Genomic DNA, 13,472 nt, shown 5'->3' on the forward strand with positions numbered 1-13,472 from the left:
CTTCTACCCCCTCTAGCCCTTTCCGGCCCGTCCACCTGCCGGGCACCGTCCCAAGTGCACGCAGGCCCGCTCGGTCACCACCCGGCCCCGCGGTGTGCGCTGAATGAAGCCAATCTGCAGCAAGTACGGCTCGTATACGTCTTCGATGGTGTCGGGTTCCTCGCCCAACGTGGCCGACAAGGTTTCAAGCCCCACGGGCCCCCCGCCAAAATGATCGATCATCGTCAACAACAGTCGGTGATCCAGCGCATCGAGCCCGGCGGAATCGACCTGAATCCGCTCCAGGGCGGCCGCCGCCACCTCCCGATCAATCTTGCCGTGACCGTCCACCTGGGCGAAATCTCGCACCCGTTTGAGCAGCCGGCCCGCCACCCGGGGGGTGCCCCGGGACCGCCGGGCGATCTCCTCGGCCCCCTCCGGTTCCAGGGGGACTTGGAGGATCTGGGCTGCCCGCCGAACAATGCGGCACAAATCCTCATGGCTGTAATACTCCAGATGGCCCACGACCCCGAACCGATCCCTGAGGGGGGAAGACAGCAACCCTGCCCGGGTGGTGGCACCGATCAATGTAAAAGGCGGAAGATCTAAACGAATCGACCGGGCACTGGGACCCTTGCCGATGATAAAATCAAGGGCATAATCTTCCATCGCCGGATAGAGAATCTCTTCCACCACCCGGGACAACCGATGGATCTCGTCAATAAAGAGGACATCTCCTTCGCCCAGGTTCGTAAGAATCGCCGCCAGATCCCCCGGCCTTTCAATAGCCGGCCCAGAAGTCGTGTGCATCTGGACACCGAGTTCATGGGCGATGATCCCGGCCAAAGTTGTTTTCCCCAATCCCGGTGGTCCGTACAACAGCACATGGTCCAGCGCCTCCCGGCGCATCTTGGCCGCGGTGATAAAAACCCGAAGGTTCTCTTTCACCTGATCTTGGCCGATATACTCGTCCAGGTTCCGAGGCCGCAGGGACTCAAGCTGCCCATCCTCCCCGGTATAATGTGCTGACACCATCCGCTCCTGCACGGTTCCGCCTCCCAACGCCCCCTCAACGATGCGCCAACTGAGACAACGCCAGGCGGATCATCTCTTCCGGTTCGCGGCCTTCTTTCCATTCCCGGCGCAACACAGGCATGATAGACTGGATTTCCCTCTCATTATAGCCAAGCGCCGACAGAGCCGCAACGACATCTTCCATCGGGCGCACCCCGGAACCTTCTCGTTCGGGACCGGCGGCATCCGGGACCAAACCACTCAGCCGGTCCCGCAGGTCGACCACAAGGCGGTCCGCAGTTTTCCGCCCGACGCCGGAAAGCCCGCGCAAAAAAGCCACATCCTCCTCGACCACCGCCCGGCTCACGCGATCGATTCCCGCAGCCACCACGCCGAGAGCCACCTTGGGCCCTATCCCGGGCACGGTCTGCACAAGAACAAAAAAATCCCGCTCCCTGGGATCCGCGAAGCCGTACAGCGTCGGACCATCCTCCCGCCAAACTAACTGGGTGTGCAGAAGCGCCTCTTGGCCAAGGCGGAAGGTAGCGGCTAGGGAAGGGGCTACATAGACTTTGTACCCGACGCCCTGGACATCCATCACCACATGATCAGGATTCACTCCGGCGATTTTCCCCCGCAGGAAAGCGATCATCCCCATTCCTCCCCCGAACCAGAGCCATGGTCGGCGCAGTGTGCAAGTGGCAAATGGCCACGGCCAGGGCGTCGGCCGCATCGTCCGGACGCGGCGGCGCCGGGAGGCCGAGCAGCATGGCCACCATGCGCTGAACCTGCCCTTTTTCCGCCGATCCGTACCCCGTCACAGCCTGTTTCACCTGCATCGGCGTATACTCCGCCACCGCCGTCTCGGCCTGGCGAGCCGCGAGCAAGACCACTCCCCGGGCCTGCCCCACATGAAAGGCTGTCGTTACATTCCGATAAAAAAACAATTGCTCCACCGCCACGACGTCAGGGTTGAGGTTTTGCAGCAGTTCCTGCATCTTCTCGTAGATTCTGACCAGTCGGTCTCCGGTGGGTCCCGGCCGGGTCTCAACACACCCATAATCTTCTGTCCGCAGCCGATTCCCCTGTGATCGCACCAACCCGTACCCCATCCGGCCGATCCCCGGGTCGATTCCGAGCACGCGCAACCCCGCTTCTCTCCTCACCCCGCACTCCGCCCTCTCGCCTCATTTTCAGTGTAAATATTCTCCATATGTGTCCAAAATGGAGGCATAATCCTCTCGCCCATCCACCCGAACCCCGCGTCGCAAACTATCCAGGGCCCCTTTAGGCAACCCTTTAGCCGCCCTTTCCACGTTTAGCAGACCAAAATCTTTGACCACCCTCCCGGTCCCTGGCTGTCCGTCACAGAGAACCAGGTGGTTATCCTGGCGAAGGACAAAGTATAAGTGTCCCTTCGCGTCAAGGGGGATATCGGACACCAAACGCCGAAACACCGGCAGATTGGACACCACCGTCAGCCCTCCGTCCAGCATCCAGCGCGCCCCGTGCGCGGCAAAAGCCGGCTCTGTCACGTCCGCCACCACCCCCTGGTGAATCCGCAACAGGCCGCCGGTGTACTCCGTGACAAAAAGGGCCTCCTGTTCCGGCGCAAATACGCCGAAAGTGGGAAGATACAGCGGCGATGCCGCTTGGGCGGAACCCGCAACAAAACCGACCGCCGCCAGCGCCGGGATGACCGCGGTGAACACCCGGATCAGAAACATTGGCGCATGAACCATGGGCGATTCCTCCCGCAAACCCGATTCATTCCCAGTATCGCCGCGGCCCCCCCGGTTTATCCGATCCCTGCCTCGTTGGACACAGGTCTAATACATATTTTCACAACAAGTCCTCGTCACCCAGATCCACATTGGAAAACACGTTTTGTACATCGTCGTGTTCTTCGAGGGCTTCGAGGAGATCCACCATCCGCTGGGCTTCGTCCCCTTCAAGGTTGACCGTGGTTTGTGGAACAAAAGTCACCTCAGCCCCTTCGATGGGCACTCCGGCTTTTTCCAGATTTTCACGCACTTCCCGGAGTTGCTCGGGTGCCACGGTGATCACGTAACGATCTTCCTCCGCTGTAAAATCTTCCGCCCCAGCTTCCAGGGCGGCCATCATGGCGTCATCCTCCGAGCCCGGGAACCCCTCCCGGGAAATTTCGATCACTCCTTTGCGGTCGAACATCCAAGCCACACACCCACTCTCGCCGAGACTTCCGCCCCGTTTGGAAAAAATGTGCCGGATCTCGGCGGCCGTCCGGTTGCGGTTATCGGTGAGAAGCTGCACCATCACCGCTGCGCCACCCGGGCCGTAGCCCTCGTAAAACATCTCCTCGTAATTGACACCTTCCACATTGCCCGCGGCCTTGTCGATGGTGCGCTGGATGCTGTCCATGGGCATATTGGCCGCCCGGGCCCGCTCGATCGCCGTCTTCAGGCGATAATTCGTCTCCGGGTTACTACCGCCTTGCCGGGCCGCCGCATAAATTTCCCGGGACATTTTGGTAAACAACTGCCCCCGCACCGCATCCTGCTTGCCCTTTCGCCGCTGGATATTGTGCCATTTTGAATGTCCAGACATACCGTCCCCTTCCTTTCATCACAAGCCCCAATCCCGGGGATAGCGAAAATCCACCCCGATGGTCCTCCGGGACAACTTGGCGATCACCGGAGACCGGCGTTTAAACTGGTTGATCCGCACCCTTTTGGCCACAGCATCGATAAACCGGGGCGCAAAGCCCAAACTCACCAGATCCCGGCGGCTGTACTGCAGATCGACCATACAATAGAGGAGGCGGTCCACCTCCTCATACGTGAACCCGAGTTCCTGCTCGTCCGTCTGGTCCGCCCACAAGTCGGCGCTCGGCGGCTTTTCTTGGATTTCCTTCGGGACTCCCAGATATCGCGCCACCTGGCGAATCTGGGTTTTGTAGAGATCGCCAATGGGATTGATCGCCGAGGCCAAATCCCCGAACTGGGTTCCATAGCCGAGAAGAAGTTCCGTTTTGTTACTGGTGCCGATCACCAGAGCGCCATCCCGGGCCGACCGATCGTACAGCACGCACATTCTCTCCCGGGCCATTCGGTTTCCCCGGCGCAACGCCGACGCCTCGGGATCCCCGGCGAAAAATGCGTCCACCATGGGGGTGATGTCCACGATCTCGCTCGGCAAGTCCAGTTGTTCGACTACCCTCCTGGCATCGTCCAGGCTGGCCGGAGAACTGGTCTTATACGGCATCAGCACGGCGAGGATCTGCCCGCGATCAAAAGCCCGGGCGGCAAGATACGCGACCACAGCCGAATCGATGCCCCCGGAAAGACCGAATACCACTTTGGAGAAGCCCGCCTTGGTCACTTCATCCTGCAAAAACCGGGTCATCATCTCCACGGCAAGGGGCGCCGAAATCGCCAACAGCTCTTCGGTGGAACGCTCAAAACGATTCACTCGACCGCCCCCCTCCGTAGCACCCCTCGTAGATCCGACCCAATTCCCGAACCGTGACATCCAGTTGTTCATCCCGCCCCAGAGGAGTTGTCAACCGGCTCCGCTGGAGCACCTCCTCATGCACATCCGCCACCAGCAGGGTCTCTTCAAACTCCGGAGCCGCGGCGATGATCTCCCCGAAGGGATCCACCACCGCCGACCCTCCATAAAATGCCACGCCGTCCTCTACCCCGACCCGGTTAGCAAACAAGACGTAGACCCCGAACAATTGGGCGTAGGTACGCAAGGTGCGGTACCACGTCTCCTGGGATCCCACCCGCTCCCCCACCGCCGGCCTGGCCGGGCTAGCCGAGGGAATAATCAGCACCATCGCTCCGTCCTCATTCAGGATATAAGGGACCGAAGGGTGCCAGGCATCTTCACAGATCATCAGTCCAAAACGCCCCCCCGGGGCATCGAAGGCGCGCACCCGCTTCCCCCGCCCAAAGTAGCGGCTCTCTTCAAACATCCCATATGTGGGCGGGTAAACCTTGTGATGGCGATACACCACCTCGCCCCCGGACACGTACAGGGCGGTGTTGTACAACGTGTATCTCTTGGTCATCTCCACCATGCCAAACACGATATCCGCGTGCCGGCTCGCCTGAATGACCTGCCGCACCTCCCGGTCTTCCACCATCCGGGCGCAGTCCACCGCCAAGTCTTTCAGCAAGTAACCGGTGAGACTAAGCTCCGGAAATACCACCAGATCGCAACCGGCCCCCTTGGCCTTCTCCACCCACATCACATGACGGCGGGCATTTTCCGCCACATCGCCTAACACCGGGCGCATCTGCACCAATCCTACGCGAAAAGACATTGAACCCACTCCACCTGTCTCCGACTCCATCGCACCATTGGCTCACGATCCAGTATACATGGAGTTGGGACGCAAGCCAACCGCAGGGCACCCAGGCCCTGACGTGTCCTCGTCCTCTTCGGGCAACCCGAAAGGGGTTGAACCCACGTCCCGGGGCCCCACCCGGCCCCTTATGAGACATCGCCTACCTTCAGGGCGGTCCTCACGAAAAATACGGCTCCGGGACTCCCAGCAGCCGTAACTGGTAAAAGGAAGTGGGTCAATGGGCACTTGCCTGTGCCAACCGGACGCGGCGACAGCGGCTTCCGCCCAAAGCCCGGGATCGAACCACAAAGGCTCAACCCCTGACCGTCAAGGCGCACCTCTTCCCTGGGACAAATCCACAATGCTCAGGATAAAAACCAAAATCCCAACAATGACAAAATCCCACGTCGTCGCCACCCGATTCGACAAATCGATGACCCATGGAGAAATAAAAAGCCAGATTCCGATCAGCAGGCTCAGCCAATGCCTCCACATCGCCGTCCCCTCCTCACCAAATGGACCGGGTTTAGGCTGCGGTGACCGACAACCTGCTTTATGTATATGAGCGACGTTCACAAAATCTCCCCAAGTCTCCGATACCGTCCCTGGAAAAATAACAGGGGCCGTCCTTCATTGGCGGCCAGGTACAGAACCTCTCCCACATAAAGGGTGTGATCCCCGCCGTCGTATTCCGCCCACAATCGGCACGCGATCTGGGCCAGACTTCCCGCCAACACCGGAATGTCTTCGGGCCATTCATACTTCAGAGCCGCCGCCACCGCGGGATCCGGTTTACCGGCAAAATGCCGAGATACTCCCTCCTGTTCCTCCCGCAGGATGCTCACCCCAAACCTCCCGGCCTCCCGAATGAGCTCGTGGGTGCGGGCCCGCCGGTCCACCGAGACCAGGATCAGCGGCGGATCCAGGGACACCGACGTGAAGGAATTGGCCGTCATTCCGTGGGCCCCGTCCCCGTCCGGCACCGTCACCACCGTCACCCCAGTACCAAACAACCCCATCACTTGCCGAAACGTCATGGCATCCATCTGTGCTCTCCCTCCTGGTCTCTTACAAGGAATTATACAGGAATTTTTAAGTTGTCGACTGATGAAAAGAGACCCCTTTGGGGTCCCCCATAGCTGCCATCTGTTCGACGATTCACAAACTGTCTTCGTTCAGTAGGATTCTCTTAAGAACTCGAGTGATTTTCAAGCACCGCCAGCCCCGCCCTGGCACAGATCGTATCCTCTTCGGAAGATCCCCCCGAACAGCCGATCCCGCCAAGCAGATGCTCGCCATAATAAATGGGCAATCCCCCACCAAAAATCACCAGGCGGTCCGTGTGAACAATCCCGTGCAAAAGAGCCGGTTCATCTTTAATAAACCCATACCAATCCCCTGTCGCCTTGCCAAAAGCCGCCGCCGTGTATGCCTTGTTTCGGGCGATCTCTCCGCTCAAAAGGGGCGCGCCGTCCATTCGCAAAAAGGCCAGGAGATTACCTCCGGCATCCGCCACCGCGATATTCAAACGAACTCCGATCTCCCGCGCCTTTGCTTCAGCCGCCTGAACCATCGCCATCGCCGTGTTGTGGTTCAGGGCGAAGGTGGATCGAACCGGTTCGTTCGGTCTCATGCCCGTTCACCTCGCATCCCGCTCACGAGCCGTTCGGGGGCTCGTGTTTCTTCGTCTGTTTGTCCTCCATGGTGACCCCGCCGACAGCCCAATGGCTTTTCGGAATCTCGTAGATGACCACGCGGATATTCTCCCTTGGCGCTCCCAGACTCCGATGAAGGGCCTCCGTCACCTCTTCAATAGCCCGTTTCTTCATTTCGGGTGACCGCCCTTCGAGGATATGCAGCTGTACCAGAGGCAATTCCCGTCCCCCCTTGTTACCGGATTGCGCTTTATGTCGTCACTCCACGCGCAGCTCTAAAGTGGCAAGGCCGTCAAAAGCCACCTGGAGCCGATCCCCCGGCGCCACGGAAACCGCTTCGGTGATGCCGCCTGTCAAGATCACCATACCGGGTTCCAGAGCCAATCCTTCCCGGGCCAACATCTGAGCGAGCATCACCACGGACCTCACCGGATGACCCAGTACCGCCGCGCCCGCCCCGGTTTGAACCACCGTGCCGTTCTTGCGAACCACGACGCCGACCTCGTCCCACTGGGTGTGGTACGGGGAGAATCCTTGTTCGCCCAAGTAAAAGCGGGAAGACGATGCGTTATCTGCCACAACATCCACCAATGTGAACGAAAAATTTTCATACCGGCTGTCGATCACTTCAAGAGCCGGAACTACACACTCCGTGGCCCGCCACACATCTCTCGGTGTGATGGAATCGCCCTCCAGCCGGCCCTTGAGCACCAACGCCAACTCCGGTTCCACTCGAGGATGCACCAAACCCGTGACCGAGAGAATGGGTGTTTTCAATTCCATTGCGCCCAGCAATCGACCATAGATCGGTTCGTCCACACCCACGGACACTTGTTTGGCCCGACTGGTCAGTCCCATTTTCCATCCGATAAGTCTGTCGCCCGCGGCCAGCTCTCTTTCCACGGCCAATGCCTGTATGCGGTATGCCTGTTCCACCGTCAGTTCCGGGTATTCAAGCGTTAGCTTTCTCATGGCCAAGCCTTTGCGCTGATGCTCATTCACCCGCTGCGCCAACGCATCCAAGTCCACATCCTGCATCCGTTCATCCCCTTTCTCTCTGCGAGGGCCACGGTTCACGGTCACAGGCCCATGGGCCGGGACATGGAGCCTTCCGCCCGGTTCGCGCCTTTCCCAACGTGAGGCCACCGATGCTCAGCGGCCCGCGGCGCCAACCTCTTTACGTTTGGCCAGCTCCACCGCCACATCCACGATCATGTCCTCCTGACCGCCGACCACCTTTCGTTTGCCCAATTCGACCAGGATATCCCGCGCATCCACGCCAAACTGTTCCGCAGCGCGGAACGCGTGCAACAAGAAGCTTGAGTAGACCCCGGCGTATCCCATTGTCAGGCTCACCCGGTCCGTCTGTACCGGCCGCGCCATCCTCGGGCGAACCACATCCTCCGCCGCGTCCATCGCAGGATACAGGCGAACCCCTGTATCAATGCCCGCTTTTTCCGCCACCGCCGCGAAAACCTCCAACGGGGTATTCCCGGCACCGGCCCCGAGGCCCGCAAGACTGGCGTCAATCCTCGTTGCACCCGCTTCCACTGCCGCAAGGGAATTCGCCACCGAGACCCCGAGATTGTTGTGGGCGTGAAACCCGACCTCCACCTCGTCCGGCAGAGCTTCCCGCAACGCGGTGACCTTCTCCCGGACTTCACCCATCAACATGGCCCCCGCCGAATCCACCACGTATACCGTTTGTGCCCCGTAAGAAGCCATTTTTTTCGCCTCTTCCACCAACACACCCGCCGGGACCATATGGGACATCATCAGAAAACCCACGGTCTCAAGCCCCATCTTTCGCGCTTCTCCAATGTGCTGTTCAGAAATATCCGCTTCCGTACAATGGGTGGCCACGCGAATGACTTGAATTCCTGTATCCGCAGCCCTCTTCATGTGCTCAACGGTCCCGATTCCCGGCAAAAGCAGGGCCGCAACCTTACTGTTGCGGACCGTTTCGCACACCGCCCGCAGGTAGTCCTCTTCCGTTTCCTTTGAAAATCCGTACTGGACGGAGCTGCCTCCCAAACCGTCTCCGTGGGTGGCTTCAATGATCGCCACTCCGGTCCGATCCAGGGCACCCGCGATGGCCCGGGCATCTTCCACACTGAACTGGTGGCGAACCGCATGCATTCCGTCTCGCAGCGTCACATCCGTGACCCGTATCGTCCGATTTCCCATGATCGTCCTCCCGCCCCCGTCAATGTTGGACCGCCAAGCGATTCTTGGCGAATTCCTCGCCCACCTTGGTCGCAGCAGCCGTCATGATATCGAGATTCCCCGCATAAACAGGGAGAAAATCCCCCAGCCCCTCCACTTCAATGGAGATGCTGACCAGGTTATCCCGGTAGATCGGATCCCGATTCAGGCGATATCCCGGGACAAACTCTTGGACATGAGCCACCATCTCACGAATCGACCGGTCAATCCGTTCATACACATCCTCTCCGGTCTCGTCGATCAGGCAGTAGATGGTGTCCCGCATGAGAATCGGCGGCTCGGCCGGATTGAGAATGATGATCGCCTTGCCTTTTCTCGCACCGCCGATAACCTCAAGAGCTTTTCCGGTCGTCTCCGTAAACTCATCGATGTTCTGGCGTGTTCCTGGCCCCGCACTTTTACTGGCAATGGTCGCCACGATCTCGGCGTAGGACACCCCCACCACCCGGCTTACGGCGTAAACCATGGGGGTGGTCGCCTGGCCTCCACAGGTCACCATGTTCACATTCGGCGCGTCGAGGTGTTCCTTTAGGTTCACCGCCGCGATCACGTAAGGCCCACGGGCGGCCGGTGTCAGGTCGATGGCCTGGATTCCCGCCTCTTTGAGCAACTTGGCATGGCGCACATGAGCTTTGGCGCTGGTGGCATCAAACACGATGTCCGGGCGAACTCCCTGATCCAACGCTGCCTTGAGCCCTTCCGCAGAAGTCTCCAACCCCATTTGTCCCGCCCTGCGCAGACCTTCGGACGCTGGATCAATCCCGATCATCCAGCGGGGTTCCAGCCAGTCACTGCGCATGAGTTTGAACATGAGATCGGTTCCGATATTGCCCGATCCAACTATGGCCGCTTTGAGTTTCACGCCTCTCCCTCCAGCTTCGGAAAAATCGCTTCCACCCTGCCCATTTTTCCAAAATTAACCACGTATCGGGATCCCGCCTTGGCATTCACCGCCGCGCTCACCGCTCCGGAAAGAACCACGTGTCCCGCCTTCAAAGTCGTCCCGAACGCCGCGACTTTGTTCGCCAGCCAGGCCACTCCCAAAGCCGGATGTCCCAACACCGCGGCCCCCGCTCCCGTCTGCACGACCTCTCCGTCTTCAAAAAGGGCCATTCCCACGAGCTCCAGGTCCACATCTTCCACCCGGGTCGCCCGCGTACCCAGTACAAAACAGCCTGACGACGCATTGTCCGCCACGGTGTCGGGAAGTTTAATCCGCCAGTCGGCAATCCGGCTGTCCACCACCTCAATGGCGGGAACCACGTAATCCGTAGCCCGGAGCACGTCATGAATTCCCAGTCCAGGACCCTCGAGATCCTTTTTCAAGATAAAGGCAATCTCCGCTTCCACCCGCGGTTGAAGGAGGGGATAGTCGATCACTGCACCCGACGGGTAATCCATCGAGCGAAACAGGTGGCCATAATCGGGTTCCCCCACGCCGAACATCTCTTGCATGGGCCGACTGGTCAAACCGATCTTGTGCCCCACGACCTCTTCTCCGAGATTTATCTTCTTCTTTACAACCTCCAACTGGATCCGGTATGCATCCTCCACCGTTATCCGGGATTCCGCTTCGGTTAACGGGGGAATGGGACGGCGTTCTTTCTCAGCCCGAAACAAGCGCTCAGCCCATGCGGCCAGTTTTTCCGGTCCGACGCTCACGTCCTCACCCCCTCACAATTTCACACACACGTTCGACAGCTCTGTGAAAAATTCAAAGCTGTGAACGCCGCCTTCCCGCCCAATGCCGCTTTGTTTCATACCGCCAAACGGAGTGCGCAAATCCCTCAGGAACCAAGTGTTGATCCATATCACCCCCGCCTCAAGCCGCGCCGCCACCCGGTGGGCCCGCTTGAGATTCGAGGTCCAGATCGTGGCGCTCAGACCATAATGGGTATCGTTGGCCTGTTCGATCACTTCCTCCTCGGTGTCAAAGGGCTGAACCGTGATCACCGGACCGAAGACCTCTTGCTGTACAATTTCGCAACGGCGGTCGACATCGACAATAATCGTGGGTTCCAGATAATACCCCCGGGTCAGGTGCTCGGGCCGCCGGCCCCCAACCAGGATTCGCCCGCCCTCCTTGACCGCCCGCTCAATAAAGCCCTCAACCCGATGAAGGTGTTCCTCACTGATCAACGCCCCGACGTTCGTTCGCTCATCAAAAGGATCTCCCACCACCAAGTTCTTGGCTTTCTCCACCATTCTGCTCAGGAACTCGTCATAAATCGGCCGTTCCACATACACCCGGGAACCGCACAGACAAACTTCCCCTTGGTTCGAAAAGCTGGAACGAACTGTCGTCTCCACAACATCGTCCAGATCGGCATCAGCAAAAATGATATTCGGGTTTTTGCCGCCCAGTTCAAAGGCCACCCGCTTCAATGTTCCGGATGCCGCCTTCATCACAGCTTTCCCTGTGGACGTTTCGCCTGTCAAGGAGATTAAATTCACATCCGGATGTTCGGTCAATGCCGATCCCGCCGAATCCGGCCCAAACCCGTGAACCACGTTAAAAACCCCATCCGGCAAGCCGGCTTCCTGACAAATCTCCGCCAATTTCGTCGCCGTCATCGGCGTCAATTCCGCGGGTTTTGCCACACATGTATTGCCCGCGGCAAGACATGGAGCCACCTTCCAGGTCAACAATAAAAGCGGCAGATTCCAGGGCGAGATCAACCCCGCCACCCCAACCGGACGCCGCAACACATAATTGAGGGCCACATCGTCCATCTGAAATGCTTCGGTACCCAACCCCTTGACAAAATCCGCAAAGAACCGGAAGTTGTAAGCGGCCCGCGGAATGTCCAGCGTTCTGGCCAATGTCAGCGGTTTGCCGGTATCCAGGGTCTCCAGGCGGGCCAGTTCCTCCATGTTTTCATCAATCAGGTCCGCAATCCGATTGAGAATCGCCGAGCGCTTGGCCACAGGCATCCGTCCCCACTCGCCGAATGCTCTCCTGGCCGCCGCCACCGCCCGGTCAATCTCCGGTTTTCCGCCCTCGGCCACCTCGCCCAGCACCTCTCCGGTGGCCGGGTTCACATTCACGAACCTGCGTCCGTTTTCCGACTCCACAAACTTCCCGTCGATAAAATGCCGCACCAGTTCCATCGAATCTCTTCCTTTCTCGGCTTGACAGATTTCTCACTGGTTCCGTGGCTATTTTTATCTTAGAATAGTTGCTCGCGGGTACAACCCGCGTTTCTCACAATATGAAATCGCCTAAAATTCGTCGTAAAAGATATTTGAACTGCGCAGTCCACCTTTGTACAACACCTTTAGTGTGGTCTGAATGAGCGCAGGAGGACCGCAGAGATACGCATCCATCCCGTCGAATCGTTCAAAATGCCTCTCAACGACATCGGCGATGTATCCTTCCTCCCCTTCCCAGGCATCTTCGGGATCCCGTTCGGAAAGTGCAGGGATGAAATGGAAGTTGCTCTGCTTCTGCTCCAGTTCCCTCCAGAGATCCATCAGGTACAAATCGCGTACCTTGCGCGCGCCATAAAAAAACCACGCCTCGTGTTCATAAGGACCGGCAAATAATTCCTCGATCAAACCTTTGATGGGCGCCATCCCGGAGCCCCCGGCAACGAAAAGAAGCTTCTTGTTGCGATCCCGGAGTTGCATTTTTCCGTAAGGCCCCGAGCCCCTCACCCGATCCCCCGGCTTCAGGTCACACATGTAATTGGAGCCCCGTCCTCCGGGCACCCGTTTGACATGAAATTCAAGAGGTTCTCCGGTTCGATACCGGGTTGCCACCGAATACGCCCGTCCCTCGTCCGATTGGGGTATTGCGAATTCGAAAAACTGTCCGGCCGCGTATGGAATATCTGACGGTTCCGTCAGTTCCAAACGAATGCGGTGGATGTCGTGCGTACAGGCGAGATTCTCCCGTACCACCGCTGCAAAATCATGAACCGGGAACAACTGCACCCCCGGTTCCTCGTCCTCCTCCTCGACTTCAACGACCAGATCACTTTCCGGCAGTGTGCTGCACATCAAAATGTACCCATCGTCTCGCTCGAAACCCATGAGGGCGAATTCAGAAACCCGATCCATCAGGCGATAATCCCCTTCAAGGACTTTTGCTTTACACGCGGAACAGTTCCCGTGTTTGCAGCCGTACGGAACCGCCAGACCGCTGCGCAGAATCGCATCCAGAACGGTTTGACCTTCTCTGCAATGAATCTCGGCTCCCCGCGGTTCCACACGGATCTTGAAGGTGACACTCGATTGTTGTACAACGCTCATTGCGAACACCC

Annotated in this window: 17 protein-coding genes; all 17 read right to left on the reverse strand. The window is 58.8% G+C overall.

The window, feature by feature from the left end:
- Positions 1-12 precede the first annotated feature (12 nt).
- The 17 genes from ruvB to CVV65_RS11310 all read right to left on the reverse strand — a co-directional run bounded on the left by ruvB (position 13) and on the right by CVV65_RS11310 (position 13,461).
- On the reverse strand, positions 13-1,026 hold the full coding sequence (gene ruvB, locus CVV65_RS11230) for a Holliday junction branch migration DNA helicase RuvB (protein ID WP_198592007.1): 1,014 nt from the start codon (positions 1,024-1,026) through the stop codon (positions 13-15).
- 22 nt (positions 1,027-1,048) lie between these two features.
- The gene (gene ruvA / locus CVV65_RS11235; RefSeq protein WP_157935492.1) at positions 1,049-1,645 is read right to left on the reverse strand and encodes a Holliday junction branch migration protein RuvA; all 597 of its coding nucleotides are present in this window, start codon (positions 1,643-1,645) and stop codon (positions 1,049-1,051) included.
- Positions 1,602-2,141 (reverse strand): crossover junction endodeoxyribonuclease RuvC, encoded by a 540-nt coding sequence (gene ruvC / locus CVV65_RS11240; protein ID WP_100668206.1) that lies wholly within the window; start codon positions 2,139-2,141, stop codon positions 1,602-1,604. Before ruvC ends, ruvA begins: the two co-directional genes overlap by 44 nt.
- A 45-nt stretch (positions 2,142-2,186) precedes the next feature.
- Positions 2,187-2,735, reverse strand: coding sequence for a BofC C-terminal domain-containing protein (locus CVV65_RS11245; protein WP_100668207.1), 549 nt, complete (start codon positions 2,733-2,735; stop codon positions 2,187-2,189).
- A gap of 100 nt (positions 2,736-2,835) precedes the next feature.
- A complete protein-coding gene (locus CVV65_RS11250) occupies positions 2,836-3,579 on the reverse strand; it encodes a YebC/PmpR family DNA-binding transcriptional regulator (protein WP_100668208.1) in 744 nt (247 codons plus the stop codon).
- A gap of 18 nt (positions 3,580-3,597) precedes the next feature.
- Positions 3,598-4,443: an NAD+ synthase gene (locus CVV65_RS11255; protein WP_100668209.1), complete on the reverse strand. Its 846-nt coding sequence runs from the start codon at positions 4,441-4,443 to the stop codon at positions 3,598-3,600.
- The gene (locus tag CVV65_RS11260; RefSeq protein WP_157935493.1) at positions 4,430-5,302 is read right to left on the reverse strand and encodes a nitrilase-related carbon-nitrogen hydrolase; all 873 of its coding nucleotides are present in this window, start codon (positions 5,300-5,302) and stop codon (positions 4,430-4,432) included. The genes CVV65_RS11255 and CVV65_RS11260 overlap by 14 nt, the downstream gene beginning before the upstream one ends.
- A 351-nt stretch (positions 5,303-5,653) precedes the next feature.
- A complete protein-coding gene (locus tag CVV65_RS11265) occupies positions 5,654-5,821 on the reverse strand; it encodes an SPW repeat protein (RefSeq protein ID WP_100668211.1) in 168 nt (55 codons plus the stop codon).
- 77 nt (positions 5,822-5,898) lie between these two features.
- Positions 5,899-6,372: a flavin reductase family protein gene (locus CVV65_RS11270; protein WP_100668212.1), complete on the reverse strand. Its 474-nt coding sequence runs from the start codon at positions 6,370-6,372 to the stop codon at positions 5,899-5,901.
- Between the two features lie 143 nt (positions 6,373-6,515).
- Complete coding sequence (locus CVV65_RS11275; protein ID WP_100668213.1) at positions 6,516-6,959, reverse strand: GlcG/HbpS family heme-binding protein; 444 nt, start codon at positions 6,957-6,959, stop codon at positions 6,516-6,518.
- 22 nt (positions 6,960-6,981) lie between these two features.
- Positions 6,982-7,200 (reverse strand): 4-oxalocrotonate tautomerase, encoded by a 219-nt coding sequence (locus CVV65_RS11280; RefSeq protein WP_100668214.1) that lies wholly within the window; start codon positions 7,198-7,200, stop codon positions 6,982-6,984.
- Between the two features lie 39 nt (positions 7,201-7,239).
- Positions 7,240-8,019, reverse strand: coding sequence for a 2-keto-4-pentenoate hydratase (locus tag CVV65_RS11285; protein ID WP_100668215.1), 780 nt, complete (start codon positions 8,017-8,019; stop codon positions 7,240-7,242).
- 114 nt (positions 8,020-8,133) lie between these two features.
- The gene (dmpG, locus tag CVV65_RS11290; RefSeq protein ID WP_100668216.1) at positions 8,134-9,168 is read right to left on the reverse strand and encodes a 4-hydroxy-2-oxovalerate aldolase; all 1,035 of its coding nucleotides are present in this window, start codon (positions 9,166-9,168) and stop codon (positions 8,134-8,136) included.
- 19 nt (positions 9,169-9,187) lie between these two features.
- Entirely contained in the window at positions 9,188-10,069 is an 882-nt protein-coding gene (locus CVV65_RS11295) for an acetaldehyde dehydrogenase (acetylating) (RefSeq protein WP_100668217.1), read from the reverse strand.
- Positions 10,066-10,869 carry a 2-keto-4-pentenoate hydratase gene (locus CVV65_RS11300; protein ID WP_100668218.1) on the reverse strand — a complete coding sequence of 268 codons (804 nt, stop codon included), beginning with the start codon at positions 10,867-10,869 and terminating at the stop codon, positions 10,066-10,068. Before CVV65_RS11300 ends, CVV65_RS11295 begins: the two co-directional genes overlap by 4 nt.
- Positions 10,870-10,881: 12 nt before the next feature.
- Positions 10,882-12,318, reverse strand: coding sequence for an aldehyde dehydrogenase (locus tag CVV65_RS11305; protein ID WP_100668219.1), 1,437 nt, complete (start codon positions 12,316-12,318; stop codon positions 10,882-10,884).
- A gap of 111 nt (positions 12,319-12,429) precedes the next feature.
- The gene (locus CVV65_RS11310) at positions 12,430-13,461 is read right to left on the reverse strand and encodes an NADH:ubiquinone reductase (Na(+)-transporting) subunit F (RefSeq protein ID WP_232796596.1); all 1,032 of its coding nucleotides are present in this window, start codon (positions 13,459-13,461) and stop codon (positions 12,430-12,432) included.
- Positions 13,462-13,472 lie beyond the last annotated feature (11 nt).

It is taken from the genome of Kyrpidia spormannii (genome assembly GCF_002804065.1).
Lineage (GTDB): Bacteria > Bacillota > Bacilli > Kyrpidiales > Kyrpidiaceae > Kyrpidia > Kyrpidia spormannii.

What these genes read in the sequence shown, in the direction of transcription:
- dmpG (WP_100668216.1), bottom strand. Translation starts at nt 9,168, where the DNA reads ATGGGAAATCGGACGATACGGGTCACGGATGTGACGCTGCGAGACGGA.
- CVV65_RS11250 (WP_100668208.1), bottom strand. Translation starts at nt 3,579, where the DNA reads ATGTCTGGACATTCAAAATGGCACAATATCCAGCGGCGAAAGGGCAAG.
- CVV65_RS11245 (WP_100668207.1), bottom strand. Translation starts at nt 2,735, where the DNA reads ATGGTTCATGCGCCAATGTTTCTGATCCGGGTGTTCACCGCGGTCATC.
- CVV65_RS11275 (WP_100668213.1), bottom strand. Translation starts at nt 6,959, where the DNA reads ATGAGACCGAACGAACCGGTTCGATCCACCTTCGCCCTGAACCACAAC.
- CVV65_RS11265 (WP_100668211.1), bottom strand. Translation starts at nt 5,821, where the DNA reads ATGTGGAGGCATTGGCTGAGCCTGCTGATCGGAATCTGGCTTTTTATT.
- CVV65_RS11285 (WP_100668215.1), bottom strand. Translation starts at nt 8,019, where the DNA reads ATGCAGGATGTGGACTTGGATGCGTTGGCGCAGCGGGTGAATGAGCAT.
- CVV65_RS11310 (WP_232796596.1), bottom strand. Translation starts at nt 13,461, where the DNA reads ATGAGCGTTGTACAACAATCGAGTGTCACCTTCAAGATCCGTGTGGAA.
- CVV65_RS11270 (WP_100668212.1), bottom strand. Translation starts at nt 6,372, where the DNA reads ATGGATGCCATGACGTTTCGGCAAGTGATGGGGTTGTTTGGTACTGGG.
- CVV65_RS11260 (WP_157935493.1), bottom strand. Translation starts at nt 5,302, where the DNA reads ATGTCTTTTCGCGTAGGATTGGTGCAGATGCGCCCGGTGTTAGGCGAT.
- CVV65_RS11305 (WP_100668219.1), bottom strand. Translation starts at nt 12,318, where the DNA reads ATGGAACTGGTGCGGCATTTTATCGACGGGAAGTTTGTGGAGTCGGAA.
- ruvA (WP_157935492.1), bottom strand. Translation starts at nt 1,645, where the DNA reads ATGATCGCTTTCCTGCGGGGGAAAATCGCCGGAGTGAATCCTGATCAT.